This is a genomic window from Microseira wollei NIES-4236 (assembly GCF_020521235.1).
Classification (GTDB): Bacteria; Cyanobacteriota; Cyanobacteriia; order Cyanobacteriales; family Aerosakkonemataceae; genus Microseira; species Microseira wollei.
In genome coordinates, this window is record NZ_BLAY01000814.1 from 1 (window position 1) to 221 (window position 221).

At 39.8% G+C, this 221-nt stretch carries 1 protein-coding gene; it reads left to right on the forward strand.

Annotation, left to right across the window (positions count from 1 at the left end):
• Positions 1–221: HNH endonuclease (locus MiSe_RS50575; protein WP_226595171.1), on the forward strand; the 221-nt coding region annotated here is incomplete at both ends.

Here is a 221-nt window from a genome sequence, read left to right on the forward strand (position 1 = left end):
GGATGTGATGGAAGTAGACCACAAAATCCCTAAAGCCCTTGGCGGTAGGGATGAGTATAAAAATATACAACTGTTGCATCGACACTGCCACGACGAAAAGACTGCTATTGACCTAATAAAAATTCGGAAGAAAGAACACTCCAAAAATTTCAATAAATTAGCCCAACAGTGGGAAAAAGTAGAATGGGAGTGGATAAACGACATTCCGGTTATCAAAAGTC